Origin of the sequence: Pseudomonas sp. Irchel s3f7, from assembly GCF_900187615.1 — a bacterium.
In the GTDB taxonomy this organism is placed as follows: Bacteria; Pseudomonadota; Gammaproteobacteria; order Pseudomonadales; family Pseudomonadaceae; genus Aquipseudomonas.
The window spans coordinates 118,105-130,398 of sequence record NZ_FYDO01000010.1; the positions used below are offsets into that span (position 1 = coordinate 118,105).

Genomic DNA, 12,294 nt, shown 5'->3' on the forward strand with positions numbered 1-12,294 from the left:
ATGATGAGCATGGGCCCGAAACGTCGACGGAGCATACACAAGCAGGGGCCTGGACCAAACTGCATCTGATCAATAATTCGCCAAAATTCTCGCCCCCCGATCCCCCTGAAAAGACCATGAGCGTGTCCCGTCAACGCTTGCGGCCAATGACTGACCGGTCGTCCCGAACGATCTTTCATCGGCAAAAGCGAAGCGAAGTTTGCCCGGTGTGTCGCCGCCCCCTAGAATGCCCCGATGCGCGATGATCTCTCCCTTCTGCTGAACTCCCTCAACGATGCCCAACGCCAGGCCGTAGCTGCCTCCGTGGGTCGTCAGTTGGTCCTGGCCGGTGCTGGTTCCGGTAAAACCCGAGTGCTGGTGCACCGTATCGCCTGGTTGATCCAGGTCGAAAACGCCTCGCCCCACTCCATCCTGTCGGTGACCTTCACCAACAAGGCCGCTGCCGAGATGCGTCATCGCATCGAGCAGTTGATGGGTATCAACCCGGCCGGCATGTGGGTCGGCACCTTCCACGGCCTGGCGCACCGCTTGCTGCGGGCGCACTGGCAGGAAGCCGGCCTGAGCCAGACCTTCCAGATTCTTGACAGCGACGACCAGCAACGCCTGGTCAAGCGGGTGATCCGCGAACTGGGTCTGGACGAGCAACGCTGGCCGGCCCGACAGGCCCAATGGTTCATCAACGGGCAGAAAGACGAAGGTCTGCGCCCGCAACACATTCAAGCCAGCGGCGATCTGTTCCTGGCCACCATGCGCAGCATCTATGAAGCCTACGAGGCCGCGTGCCTGCGTGCGGGCGTCATCGATTTCTCCGAATTGCTGTTGCGCGCCCTCGACCTGTGGCGCGATCACCCAGGCCTGCTGGCGCACTATCAGAAACGCTTCCGGCACATTCTGGTCGACGAGTTCCAGGACACCAACGCCGTGCAGTACGCCTGGTTGCGCCTGCTGGCCAAAGGTGGCGACAGCCTCATGGTGGTCGGCGACGACGATCAGTCGATCTACGGCTGGCGTGGCGCGAAAATCGAGAACATCTACCAGTATTCCGACGACTTCCCGGATGCCGAGACCATTCGTCTGGAGCAGAACTACCGCTCTACGGCCGGCATTCTCAAAGCCGCCAACGCCCTGATCGCCAACAACACTGGCCGCATGGGCAAAGAACTGTGGACCGATGGCGGCGACGGCGAAGCGATCAACCTGTACGCCGCGTTCAATGAACACGACGAAGCTCGTTACGTTGTCGAAACCATCGAAAGTGCGCTGAAAACCGGACTTTCCCGTAGCGATATCGCGATTTTGTACCGCTCCAACGCCCAATCGCGCGTTTTGGAAGAAGCCTTGCTGCGCGAGCGCATTCCGTACCGCATTTATGGCGGTCAGCGCTTCTTCGAACGGGCGGAAATCAAAAACGCCATGGCCTATATGCGCCTGCTCGAAGGCCGGGGCAACGATGCCGCGCTTGAGCGAGTGATCAACGTGCCAGCCCGTGGCATTGGCGAAAAAACCGTCGAGGCTATTCGCGATCATGCCCGTCATAGCGATGTGTCGATGTGGGAAGCGATGCGCTTGCTGGTGGCCAATAAGGGCCTGACCGGTCGTGCAGCGGGTGCCCTGGGCGCCTTTATCGAGCTGATCGAAAACCTCGCCGCCAAGTGCATGGACATGCCGCTGCACCTGATGACCCAGACGGTCATCGAGCAGTCTGGCCTGATTGCCTACCACGAAGCGGAAAAAGGCGAGAAAGGCCAGGCCCGGGTAGAAAACCTTGAGGAACTGGTCAGCGCCGCGCGCAACTTTGAGAACAGCGAAGAGGACGAAGACCTGACGCCACTGGCGGCGTTCCTCGGTCATGCGTCGCTGGAGGCCGGTGATACCCAGGCCGACGAGCACGAAGACAGCATTCAGTTGATGACCCTGCACAGCGCCAAAGGCCTGGAATTCCCCTACGTGTTCCTCGTCGGCATGGAAGAAGGCCTGTTCCCGCACAAGATGAGCCTGGAAGAACCCGGCCGTCTTGAAGAGGAACGTCGCTTGGCCTACGTCGGCATTACCCGGGCCATGCAGAACCTGGTGATGACTTATGCTGAAACCAGACGCCTGTACGGCAGTGAAACCTACAACAAGGTCTCACGCTTCGTACGCGAAGTGCCGAAAGGTCTGATTCAGGAAGTAAGGCTTTCCAATAGCGTCAGTCGTCCGTTCAGTGGCAACCAGTCGATGAGTGGCGGCAACCTGTTCGGCGGCAGTGCCATTCCGGATACAGGTTTCAGCCTGGGCCAGACTGTACGGCATTCGGTGTTTGGCGATGGCGTGATCCTGAACTTCGAAGGTGCCGGCGCTCAGGCGCGGGTACAGGTGAACTTCAGCGAAGGAAGCAAGTGGTTGATGCTGGGTTACGCCAAGCTGGAAGCCATATAACAAGACTTTCTGTAGGAGCGAGCTTGCTCGCGAAGGTCGTCAACGATGGCGCGTTTTTCTTAATGAACGCGCTGCCCTTGGTTTTTTCGCGAGCAAGATCGCTCCTACAGGGATCATTTCCTTCCGAACTAAATCACAAGTCCTACAGCCCAAAGTACACGGGCCCACTTGCGCCGACAGAGCTGAACTCAACCTGTCAGGCAAAAGCCGGAAACACTCTGCCGCTAGCCAGTAACACTTCACCTGTGCAACATGGCGCGCGTGCCTTCCACAAATGGGAATTCCCTTTATGAAACGTTTTCTTAGCATCGCCATGGCGTTGTGCATCGGCCTGACGATGAGTCTCGACGTCAATGCCGCCAAGCGCTTCGGTGGTGGCAAAAGCGCAGGCGCTGCGCCGACTCACCAAACCAGCCAGATGGCTCCTTCTTCTCCAGGCATGGGCGGCGCTGCGGCGACCGCTGGTGCTGCCGGTGCCGCTGGCGCCGCTGCCAAGGCCGGTGGCGCTTCGCGCTGGCTCGGCCCTCTGGCCGGCATCGCCGCCGGTGGCCTGCTGGCGTCCATGTTCATGGGCGACGGCTTCCAGGGCATGCAGATCTTCGACATCCTGATCATGGCGGTCATCGCTTTCCTGGTCTTCCGTTTCATCGCCGCTCGTCGCCGCAAGCAGCAGCCACAAATGGCTCCGGCAGGCTACGCGCCGCCGATGCAGCGTGAAGCTTTCGAACAGAAGCCGGCTGGCGGTTCGATCTTTGGCGGCGCGGCAGCACCGGTCGCCGCTCGTCCGGTAATCAACGCTCCGGCCTGGTTCAACGAACACAACTTCATCGAAGCCGCGCGCAATCACTTCCAGTCCCTGCAACAGCACTGGGACGCGAACGAAATGGACAAGATTGCCGAGTTCGTGACCCCGCAAATGCTCGAGTTCCTCAAGCGTGAGCGTGCCGACCTGGGTGACGGTTTCCAGTCCACCTACATTGATAACCTCAATGTGCAACTGGACGGTGTGGATGATCGCGCCGACAAGACCATCGCTACCCTGACCTTCAACGGTGTATCGAAAACTTCACGTTTCGACCAGGGTGAAGCCTTCAGCGAAAGCTGGAACATGGAACGTGCACAGGGCGAGAACCAGCCTTGGCTGGTGGCCGGTATCCGCCAGAACGGCTGATCCCCCTCCGCGCTTCACTTGCTGCAATAAAAACCCCAGCCTCGGCTGGGGTTTTCTATTTCGCGGTTGCATCTATAGCAAGCTACTGTATAAACCGCCCCATATAAACCGCGCCATTCAAGCAAGAGGATCCCGGACGTGGAAGAAATCATCGAACAACTGCGTGAAGCCAACGAACCGGTACCGGTCCCCTTGGAGCTGCCTGACGAAGACATGCTGGTGGAAATCGAGGAACAACTGTTCATCGACATTCCATTCGTCTTCAGAGAGTTTCTGCTGACCGTCAGCGACGTGGTCTACGGCAGCCTGGAGCCGGTGACCGTCACCGACCCGCAATCTCACACCTATCTGCCGGACGTTGCCGCCAATGCCTGGGATGCCGGCGTTGAACGCAGCCTGATTCCGATCTGCCAGGACGGTGACGACTACTACTGCGTCGAAGAAGACGGCACCGTGGTGCTTTGGCAGGCCGAAGAAGAGCTGATTGCCGAAGAAACCTGGGAATCGGTGTGGCACTGGGCGCGGGACGTCTGGCTGGAAAGCTGATTCAGCCGATGCCGGTGGTCAATGCCCGGACGACTCCTTGTGGTTGTCGAGTGTTTCCAGCAACGCCACCTGCATCCGCGTATGCACGCGAATGAACCAACGCCACAGCAGCGCCGCCACGGCGGCCGCGACGATGGCGATCAGCAGCAGCAACTTGTTGGTCGGCAGAATACTGGCCGACAAGGCTGCCAACAGCAGGAAGATCACCAGCAGCGACAGGATCGGGATCACTTCGGCGATCACCCTTCGCACTCGCTGCGTGTGGCGCCCGGCCATCTCCGGCTTCACGCCCATTTCCGCCAGCAACATCGACAGCGCCTTGAGCTTGCGATACGCCGCGATCAGGAATGGCAACGACAACAACAGTGCACCGCCCCAGATCAGTGCTTTTTGCCAGCTCGGGTCGCTGATCCAGGCTTGCACGTAAGCAGCCATGCGCTCGGCGAAGAATGCACCTGAGAAGAAGATCGCAATCACCAACGCCAGATTGACCCCCACCTGCAGCAAAATCCGTCGAATCATCGACGCCAGCAAGGCGCCCTCTCCCTGCGGCTGAATGCTGCGCAGCCACTCGCCGTACATTCCCAGGACCCGTCCCAGGCGTTCGGGCATGACGTGCGCAAGCTTGATCGACAATGGATCGGCCGCGCGAATCAGATATGGCGTCAGCAAGGTGGTGATTACCGAGACCGCCACCGCCACGGGATACAGAAAGTTGCTGGTGACCTGCAAGGTCATGCCCAACGCCGCGATGATGAAAGAAAACTCGCCAATCTGTGAAAGCCCCATCCCGACGCGCAGCGAGGTCCGTCCGTCGTTACCGGCGATAAAGGCACCGAGGCCGCAGGACAACATCTTGCCGAGCACCACGGCTACCGTAATCACCGCAATCGGCCAGGCGTATTGCAGCAGGATCTTCGGATCGAGCATCAGCCCGATCGCCACAAAGAAAATGGCACTGAACAGGTCGCGAACCGGTTCGATCAATCGCTCGATCTTCAGTAATTGTCGCGACTCGGCCATGATCGCACCAATCAGGAATGCCCCCAGCACCATGCTGTATTCGAGCTTGACCACCAGCAGGCAGAAGCCGAAACACAGACCCAGCACCGTGATCAGGAGCATTTCGTTGCTGTCGAATTTGGCCACGTAGGCCAGCAACCGCGGCACCATCAAAATGCCGAGGACCAACGCAACGATCATGAACAGCGAGAGCTTGCCGACGGTGGAAAACACCTCGCCGGAGCTGACCGTACCGCTGACCGCGATACTCGACAGCAAAGCGATAATGCCGATGCCCAGGATGTCTTCGACGATCAGCACACCAAAAATCAGCTGCGCAAAACGCTCGTTCTTCAGCTTCAGGTCATTGAGCGCCTTGACGATGATGGTGGTCGACGAAATCGCCAGGATCGCGCCCAGGAACAGCGAATCCATGGTGTTCCAGTCGAACCAGCGACCGATCTCGTAGCCGATCCAGATCATCAGCACGATTTCCAGGAACGCGGCGATGAAGGCCGTGGCACCGACCTTGAACAGCTTGCGCAGGCTGAATTCCAGGCCCAGGCAGAACATCAGGAAAATCACCCCGAGTTCCGCCAGGGTCTTGATGGTCTCTTCGTCGTGGATCAGCCCGAAAGGGGGGGTGTGCGGACCGATGATGAAGCCGGCGACGATATAACCCAGTACCACCGGTTGCTTGAGGCGATGAAACACCACGGTCACCACACCTGCGATCAACATGATCACTGCCAGATCCTGGATAAAACTGATGGCATGCATGGCGTGGCGCTCCCTGGATGTCATTGACCATAAGCCGACCGTAAGAACGGTCTGACTGAGGCGAGTAAAAATCTGCGTGCCGCGTAGGAATTGCCCTCGAAACCGGGCTTTTGGCAGGGTAACACCGCGACTTGAAGCAGAAAGGCGGTGCAATATATGGAAACAGATCGATTCGGCGTGACGGCGGACAGGCGCACGGCGTCCCGATAACTGTTGGTTTGAAAAAACCGCTGAGGCACCCGCAGAGGTGCCCCCCTCAAACGTTGCCTTGCCCCGTGAGAATGCTATGGAACCCGGAAACGCCCAGCTGTCGATGACGGTATTGATGACCCCCGACATGGCCAATTTCTCTGGCAATGTTCACGGTGGCACCCTGCTCAAATACCTCGACGAAGTGGCCTACGCCTGCGCCAGCCGTTATGCCGGACGCTATGTGGTGACCCTGTCGGTGGACCAGGTGATTTTTCGCGAGCCGATCCATGTCGGCGAATTGGTGACCTTCCTGGCCTCGGTGAACTACACCGGTAATACCTCCATGGAAGTGGGCATCAAGGTGGTGACGGAGAACATCCGCGAGCGTTCGGTGCGTCACACCAACAGCTGCTTCTTCACCATGGTCGCGGTGGATGACCAGCGCAAACCGGCCCAGGTACCGCCGCTGCAACCGGACAACAGCGAGAGCAAGCGCCGCTATATCCAGGCTCAGCAACGCCGCCAGATTCGTCAGGAACTGGAAAAGCGTTATCAAGAGATCAAGGGCGACGCTTAAAGCAAAAAAAGATCGCAGCCTGCCGCAGCTTGGAGCTACCGCAGGCTGCGATCTTTTTGCCTAAATCTGATTACAAACTGATCGACGTCGCTTCGAAGCGCACTCGCGGATGGGCAATCCGGTCCTGAGCGCGCACCAGTTCAAGCTCGTAACTGGCGCAAGCCTGGGTTTCCAGCAGTACTTCGTGCACCGCCGAGGCGGCAAACTCGAAGGCCGCCACCAGGCTGTCGCCCAACAGCACGCGGGCCAGGAACAACCCGGAAGTCAGGTCGCCAACGCCCACTGGCTGACGCGGAAACGCCAACAGCGGACGCTGTAGATGCCAGCTGCCTTCAGCCGTCACCAGCAGCATTTCAAAGACATCCGAGGATTTGCCGGGATAATCCAGATGTTTCACCAACACGGCCTTCGGACCACGCGCCAACAGCGCTCGGGCCATCGCCAGGCAATCGAACAGCGACTGCGGCTTGCGCCCCGAGAAACTATCCAGTTCCAGTTGATTCGGGCACATGAAGTCCGCCACGGCAGCGGCTTCTTCCAGCAGGAAGTCACTGACTTCGGCCGGCACACTGCAGCCCTTCTCCGGATGGCCCATGACCGGATCACACAAGTACAGCGCCTTGGGATTCATCGCCTTGATCCGCGCCACACCCGTCAGAATCGCCCGGCCCTGGGCCGCACTGCCAAGATAACCGGAGAGTACGGCATCGCAGTTGCCCAGCTCGCCAATCGCGGCAATGCCTTCGACCAGGTCAGGAATCTGATGGGGTGCCAACACGTCCCCGGTCCACTGGCCGTACTGGGTGTGGTTGGAGAACTGCACGGTGTTGAGCGGCCACACATTCACACCGACCCGCTGCATCGGGAATACCGCGGCGCTGTTGCCGGCGTGACCGAACACGACATGGGACTGGATAGCGAGCAAATGAGGCGTACGTTTCATGCGGTGAGTTTCCGTAAAACGATTGAAATTCTAGCCGCGCAGTATGCGACTAAACGCAGTCTGTACGACAGACCGGCGACGCAGTTAAGCTGACACTCTATTGTTGGAGCAACCTGTCGATGCTGACCCTTGGAAATATTTTCGTGCTGATGCTGTTCGCCACCGCGGGCGCATGGCTGTGGCACAACCACGGCTTGCGCGAGCGGGCGCTGGAGCGGGTCAAGCAGCATTGCAGCAAACTCGGCGTCGAGTTGCTGGATGGCAACGTGGCTCTGAAAAAAATCGCGTTCATCAAAGACGCCAACGGTCGTCGACGTCTGGGGCGTGTGTATAACTTCGAATTCACCGTGACCGGCGAAACCCGCCACAACGGCACCATCACCCAGTTTGGCGCGCACAGCGCGCACATCGAATTGGCGCCCTATCCTATGCCGCATGCAGAGACAGAAGCTGTCGTTGATGTGGTGAAGCCTCGAGCCGAAGTGATTGAGTTGAGCCAGTGGCGCCAGGAACACACCAAGTGGCGGCCTTGAGCCGTTAACCCGGCGTCGTACGGCACCCCTTCAACTGGCATTGCAGGACATCGACATCCTGCGGCTCACTGAAAATCAGCTCCAGGCGCGAATCCTGCCGCCACTCGATGGGCTGCCAATCCAGCGCCGAGTTATCCACTGCATTCGCTGAAACCCATCCCGCGTCACTGTGGATAACCAGCTTCGCACGACGCCAGACCTGCCCTGACAGCCACCACTCGATCAGCGTCGCATCGAATATCTGGCTCGGGTGCCAACGCCAACCGATGCTCCAGCCGCTGTCCTGCTGCTGACTCAAGCAAATGGGCAACGCGGGATCAGGCCAAACCGCAGGCATCTGCGCCAACCCCTTGGGCGCAACGAAGTTATCCACACCTGCCACGGCCTGAGCGGCCAAACCCGGCAACTCAACCAAGGGTAAAACGGCATTTTGCGTCCAATACATCGGACGCGCAGGCAGTCGAGCGGCAATCTGCGTGCGGTGTTCTTCGTCGAGATTCTCAGACTTGTTCAGCAACAACAATCCGGCGCCGTTCAGCGCCTCCTGTTGTGTCACAGGCAGTGGCTTGCCATCCGCGAGCGCCTGGGCATCCAGCACCAACACGCTGGGCTGAACGGCCAACACCCCTTGCCACGGCGCCGCGCTCAGTTGTCTGAGCAATTGCGCCGGATGCCCCAGCCCGGAGGGCTCGATGAACAGGCGATCCGGTTGCGCCTTGCGCAAAAGGCGCCCAAGGCCGATCTGAAACGGCGCGCCGTTGACACAACACACGCAACCGCCGGCCACTTCGCCCAGTGCGATACCATCGCTCGGCGAGGTCAGCAGCGCTGCGTCGAGGCCGATCTGGCCGAACTCGTTGATCAACACCGCCCACCGCTCATCGACCGGCCGTTGAGCCAGCAGGTGCTTGATCAGGCTGGTCTTGCCGGCGCCCAACGGGCCAGCAATGACGTGCGTGGGAATGTTCTGCAACATGGTCGAGGTTTTCTAAGGAGGTAATGGATGCGGTGGATTTTTTCGTTGCTGTGGGCGCTTGCCTGCGGTGAAGCACTGGCCCAGGCCTGCGTGGTTCACAGTCAGGCTGAACGCCTTGATGTGAAAGTCTGCCAGCAAAATCGTAATATCCCGGAAAAACTGTTCGCCGATGGTTTCTGCCAACCAACCCTGCCCGGGCAGAAGGTCTCAGTGGAATATGTCGATCAATGCCCGGGTGGCGCCTTCGGTGCTTGCAGCAACGCTCAAGTCGCCAATATGCCTTACCGGCAGGATATTCACTATTACGGCGTTGCCAGCGACGCGGCGTATTTGAAGCCTTATTGCGAGGCTCAGAGCCAGGGCACCTGGCTCACGCCTCAACGCGCAGACCGATAATCAGGCGGCCTCTTCATACCAAGGGCCAAACGGGTCCGCAAACACACTCCAGCCCTCGACGCCCAGCGCCATTTCATCCTCCGTCAGCAGGCAACTATCAAGCTCGGCATTCAGTTTTACGAAGTCGATGTTTTGACCGATGAAGACCAGTTCCTGCCGGCAATCTCCGGCAGCAGCGCTCCAGTTCTCCATGATTGCGGCCGTACTTTCCACGTCCTGCGGCCATTGGTTCTTCGGTACGAAACGCCACCAGCGCCCGGCGAAACCGTAACGCATCATTCCTCCGGCCTGGGACCAGCTACCCGCGTCCATGTGTTTGCTCGCCAACCAGAAAAACCCTTTGGAGCGCAGCAACTTGCCGTTGATCCATTCCCCGTCGATGAAGCTGAAAAAACGCTGGGGATGGAACGGTCGACGCGCACGGTAAACGCTGGAGGCAATGCCGTACTCTTCGGTTTCCGGTACATGTTCGCCACGCATTTCCTGCAACCAGCCTGGCGCCTGGGCCGCTTTTTCGAAGTCGAAGCGGCCGGTGTTGAGGATTTTCTCCAAGGGAATCTCACCCATCACCATCGGAATGATGGCCGCCTGACCGTTGAGTCGCTCGAGTATGGCGATCAACTCCTCGCGCTCGCAGCGACTGATCAGATCGATCTTGCTCACGAGAATCACATCGGCGAATTCAATTTGTTCGATCAGCAGGTCGGTAATTGAGCGCTCGTCCGCTTCTCCAAGTGTTTCGCCACGGGAGGCCAGGCTTTCTGCTGCCTGGTAGTCGCGCAAAAAATTCATGCCGTCGACGACCGTGACCATCGTATCGAGCCGGGCGATATCGGCGAGGCTCTGCCCGGTTTCATCGCGAAAGGTGAAGGTTTCCGCCACCGGCAGCGGTTCGGAAATACCTGTGGATTCGATCAACAGGTAATCAAAGCGGCCGTCCCTGGCGAGCTTGCTGACTTCCTCCAGCAGGTCTTCGCGCAACGTGCAGCAGATGCAGCCATTGCTCATCTCGACGAGTTTTTCTTCGGCACGATTGAGGCTGACATCGCGTTGGACTTCACTGCCATCGATGTTGATCTCGCTCATGTCATTAACGATCACAGCGACGCGAAGATTTTCACGATTACGTAGTACGTAATTAAGAAGTGTACTTTTTCCAGCACCTAGAAAGCCGGAGAGGACGGTCACAGGAAGGCGATTTGGCATCAGGATGTTCCTCGCGAAAGCTCGCACAAGAAAAGGTATCGTCGATTGTATTGTTATACTATAACACTTAACAACTTCTACGATGGACCTGCTCATGAATGCGCTGACTTTGCCGGATATCGCCGCGCAAGCCTCACCCCACGCCTTTCCACTGGAATGGGTGGGGATGTGCGGTATCGCCCTTCCTGTTCTATTCGATGGCCAACGGCTGAGTGCAAAAGCCGACGCAGGCGTGAGCCTGGATGATGGAAATGCGCGGGGCATACACATGTCACGACTGTACCTGGCGCTTGAACTGCTCGAACGAGAAACCCTTTCGCCTGATTTATTACGTCGGGTGCTGCGCAGTTTTCTGGACAGCCATACCGGAATGTCCGCGAGTGCTTACTTGAAAATACATGGGGAATTGTTGCTGAAACGGCCAGCGCTGATCAGTCCTTTGGAAGGCTGGAAAAGCTATCCAATCAGCATCGAAGCGCGCTTGAAAAACGACATGTTCCACGTGGAACTAAAAACAGAGCTTCTTTATTCCTCAACCTGCCCTTGTTCAGCGGCCCTTTCACGCCAGTTGATTCAGCAGCAATTCGTCCAGGACTTCGCCAACCGCTCGCTGCAACACGCTGATGTTTTGCAGTGGTTGGGCTCGACCAAGGGCATCATTGCGACGCCCCACAGCCAACGTAGCTCGGCGCAATTGCGCTTGAGACTGGACGAGTACCTAGAGGATTTACCGTTTATTGCGATCATCAATGACGCAGAAGCGGCGTTAGGCACAGCCGTTCAAACCGCGGTGAAACGCGCCGATGAACAAGCCTTTGCCTTGGCCAATGGGCAGAACCTGATGTTCTGCGAAGACGCTGCACGGCGCTTGAACCTGACGCTGAAACGTTCCCCAGGCATCAAGGCTTTTCATGTTCGTGTCATCCACGCGGAAAGCCTTCATGCTCATGACGCCGTTGCCGAGAGTCTTTTTAACTGGGGAACGTTCTAGCTTTTAAGCGCGCGGTTTAACCGTGCCGCAATCTTGGCCCAACCATACGGCACGAGATTCGAGACTGCCCTTCTGTTGAAGACCGGTGGCATTGAACGTGCCATTGACCTTGGTGGTGAACTCGCGATCGCTCAGGAACGTGGCGACACCGGCCCCTTGGGCTTTCGGGCAGCTGAAGCGGAACTTCCACTGGTTACCCGTGCGATCGGTGATTTCCTGTTTGCAACCCGATTGCGGATCCGTCAGCGGAATGTCGTCGGACTTGACCTGCTCGGGGGTCAGGCAAGCCCGAATCCCTTTGCCGCCCATGGTGATGCCCTGCTTCTCCAACTGCGCACGTTGCTCAGGTGTGAGTTGGTTCTGAATCTGGCCGAGGATCAATTGCAGATCAGGCATGTTCTGGTCATCGACCTTCATGTTGCTCGTGGTCAATTCCCATAAACCCGGTTGCAGCATTTGCGCCTGAGCTGCCACAGGAAGTGCCAAACCAAGCGCCACGGCCAAACCCAGCAGACGAACGTTCATCGAGTAACTCCTGATCAATAGTGGCCGTTAGACGTCAG

12 protein-coding genes are annotated in these 12,294 nt (G+C 58.3%); 7 read left to right on the plus strand and 5 right to left on the minus strand.

Features of this window, described 5'->3' with window-relative positions; translation table 11 throughout:
• Nucleotides 1–234 precede the first annotated feature (234 nt).
• The 3 genes from uvrD (at nt 235) to CKW19_RS10915 (ending at nt 4,135) form a co-directional block, all read left to right on the plus strand.
• Nucleotides 235–2,418, plus strand: coding sequence for a DNA helicase II (gene uvrD / locus CKW19_RS10905; RefSeq protein WP_095057895.1), 2,184 nt, complete (start codon nt 235–237; stop codon nt 2,416–2,418).
• Nucleotides 2,419–2,707: 289 nt separating this feature from the next.
• Complete coding sequence (locus CKW19_RS10910) at nt 2,708–3,589, plus strand: Tim44 domain-containing protein (protein WP_095057896.1); 882 nt, start codon at nt 2,708–2,710, stop codon at nt 3,587–3,589.
• Between the two features lie 138 nt (nt 3,590–3,727).
• Nucleotides 3,728–4,135, plus strand: coding sequence for an SMI1/KNR4 family protein (locus CKW19_RS10915; RefSeq protein ID WP_095057897.1), 408 nt, complete (start codon nt 3,728–3,730; stop codon nt 4,133–4,135).
• Nucleotides 4,136–4,153: 18 nt separating this feature from the next.
• Here the strand turns inward: CKW19_RS10915 and CKW19_RS10920 are convergent, their stop codons facing one another.
• On the minus strand, nt 4,154–5,917 hold the full coding sequence (locus CKW19_RS10920) for a cation:proton antiporter (RefSeq protein ID WP_095057898.1): 1,764 nt from the start codon (nt 5,915–5,917) through the stop codon (nt 4,154–4,156).
• A 286-nt stretch (nt 5,918–6,203) separates the two neighbouring features.
• On the opposite strand from CKW19_RS10920, the gene CKW19_RS10925 reads away from it, so the two are divergent.
• Nucleotides 6,204–6,686, plus strand: a complete 483-nt coding sequence (locus tag CKW19_RS10925) for an acyl-CoA thioesterase (RefSeq protein ID WP_095057899.1) — start codon at nt 6,204–6,206, stop codon at nt 6,684–6,686.
• 70 nt (nt 6,687–6,756) lie between these two features.
• Here CKW19_RS10925 and pdxY read toward each other — a convergent pair whose 3' ends face one another.
• Nucleotides 6,757–7,629 (minus strand): pyridoxal kinase PdxY, encoded by an 873-nt coding sequence (pdxY, locus tag CKW19_RS10930; protein ID WP_095057900.1) that lies wholly within the window; start codon nt 7,627–7,629, stop codon nt 6,757–6,759.
• A gap of 119 nt (nt 7,630–7,748) precedes the next feature.
• On the opposite strand from pdxY, the gene CKW19_RS10935 reads away from it, so the two are divergent.
• Nucleotides 7,749–8,162 (plus strand): DUF3301 domain-containing protein, encoded by a 414-nt coding sequence (locus CKW19_RS10935; protein WP_095057901.1) that lies wholly within the window; start codon nt 7,749–7,751, stop codon nt 8,160–8,162.
• Between the two features lie 4 nt (nt 8,163–8,166).
• Here CKW19_RS10935 and CKW19_RS10940 read toward each other — a convergent pair whose 3' ends face one another.
• Nucleotides 8,167–9,138 carry a CobW-like GTP-binding protein gene (locus CKW19_RS10940; RefSeq protein WP_095057902.1) on the minus strand — a complete coding sequence of 324 codons (972 nt, stop codon included), beginning with the start codon at nt 9,136–9,138 and terminating at the stop codon, nt 8,167–8,169.
• Nucleotides 9,139–9,165: 27 nt separating this feature from the next.
• On the opposite strand from CKW19_RS10940, the gene CKW19_RS10945 reads away from it, so the two are divergent.
• Nucleotides 9,166–9,534, plus strand: a complete 369-nt coding sequence (locus CKW19_RS10945) for an NADH:ubiquinone oxidoreductase (protein WP_095057903.1) — start codon at nt 9,166–9,168, stop codon at nt 9,532–9,534.
• On the opposite strand, the gene zigA is transcribed toward CKW19_RS10945, so the two are convergent.
• On the minus strand, nt 9,535–10,740 hold the full coding sequence (gene zigA / locus CKW19_RS10950; protein WP_095057904.1) for a zinc metallochaperone GTPase ZigA: 1,206 nt from the start codon (nt 10,738–10,740) through the stop codon (nt 9,535–9,537).
• Nucleotides 10,741–10,834: 94 nt separating this feature from the next.
• Here zigA and folE2 point away from each other — a divergent pair, with 94 nt between their 5' ends.
• A complete protein-coding gene (gene folE2 / locus CKW19_RS10955) occupies nt 10,835–11,731 on the plus strand; it encodes a GTP cyclohydrolase FolE2 (protein ID WP_095057905.1) in 897 nt (298 codons plus the stop codon).
• A gap of 3 nt (nt 11,732–11,734) precedes the next feature.
• Here the strand turns inward: folE2 and CKW19_RS10960 are convergent, their stop codons facing one another.
• The gene (locus tag CKW19_RS10960; RefSeq protein WP_095057906.1) at nt 11,735–12,256 is read right to left on the minus strand and encodes a DUF3617 domain-containing protein; all 522 of its coding nucleotides are present in this window, start codon (nt 12,254–12,256) and stop codon (nt 11,735–11,737) included.
• Nucleotides 12,257–12,294 lie beyond the last annotated feature (38 nt).

What these genes read in the sequence shown, in the direction of transcription:
- uvrD (WP_095057895.1), top strand. Translation starts at nt 235, where the DNA reads ATGCGCGATGATCTCTCCCTTCTGCTGAACTCCCTCAACGATGCCCAA.
- CKW19_RS10935 (WP_095057901.1), top strand. Translation starts at nt 7,749, where the DNA reads ATGCTGACCCTTGGAAATATTTTCGTGCTGATGCTGTTCGCCACCGCG.
- CKW19_RS10960 (WP_095057906.1), bottom strand. Translation starts at nt 12,256, where the DNA reads ATGAACGTTCGTCTGCTGGGTTTGGCCGTGGCGCTTGGTTTGGCACTT.
- CKW19_RS10940 (WP_095057902.1), bottom strand. Translation starts at nt 9,138, where the DNA reads ATGTTGCAGAACATTCCCACGCACGTCATTGCTGGCCCGTTGGGCGCC.
- CKW19_RS10910 (WP_095057896.1), top strand. Translation starts at nt 2,708, where the DNA reads ATGAAACGTTTTCTTAGCATCGCCATGGCGTTGTGCATCGGCCTGACG.
- zigA (WP_095057904.1), bottom strand. Translation starts at nt 10,740, where the DNA reads ATGCCAAATCGCCTTCCTGTGACCGTCCTCTCCGGCTTTCTAGGTGCT.
- CKW19_RS10925 (WP_095057899.1), top strand. Translation starts at nt 6,204, where the DNA reads ATGGAACCCGGAAACGCCCAGCTGTCGATGACGGTATTGATGACCCCC.
- folE2 (WP_095057905.1), top strand. Translation starts at nt 10,835, where the DNA reads ATGAATGCGCTGACTTTGCCGGATATCGCCGCGCAAGCCTCACCCCAC.
- pdxY (WP_095057900.1), bottom strand. Translation starts at nt 7,629, where the DNA reads ATGAAACGTACGCCTCATTTGCTCGCTATCCAGTCCCATGTCGTGTTC.
- CKW19_RS10920 (WP_095057898.1), bottom strand. Translation starts at nt 5,917, where the DNA reads ATGCATGCCATCAGTTTTATCCAGGATCTGGCAGTGATCATGTTGATC.
- CKW19_RS10945 (WP_095057903.1), top strand. Translation starts at nt 9,166, where the DNA reads ATGCGGTGGATTTTTTCGTTGCTGTGGGCGCTTGCCTGCGGTGAAGCA.